Here is a 339-nt window from a genome sequence, read left to right on the forward strand (position 1 = left end):
GGTCAGCCCCTGCGCCAGCGCCGTGCGGATCGCGGTCGAGCTGTATTCGGCCTCTCCCGCGCCGATCAGCGGGACGATGGTCACGCCGAAGCCGTATGTCCGACCCAGATCCTGCAACGTCTGCGCCGTGCCCGCGCGGTTCTTGCCGAAACAGAAATCCGCGCCCACGGTGACATGCGCGATGCCCAGCCCGTCGGCCAGGACCTCCTGCGCGAAGGCCTGCGGGGTCAGGCCCGCCAGCACCGGGCCAAAGGGCAGTTCGTAGAGGTGCTGAACGCCAAGGCGGGACAGGCGGTTGGCCCGTGCCTCGGAGTTCATGAGGCGAAAGGGCGGCGCGGC

The 339-nt window shown here is 69.9% G+C and carries 1 pseudogene; it reads right to left on the reverse strand.

The annotated features are described in order from the left end of the window. Nucleotides 1-339: pseudogene (locus TW83_RS17665) on the reverse strand (bifunctional riboflavin kinase/FMN adenylyltransferase); the annotation flags it as partial.

It is taken from the genome of Paracoccus sp. S4493 (assembly GCF_000967735.1).
Classification (GTDB): Bacteria; Pseudomonadota; Alphaproteobacteria; order Rhodobacterales; family Rhodobacteraceae; genus Paracoccus; species Paracoccus marcusii.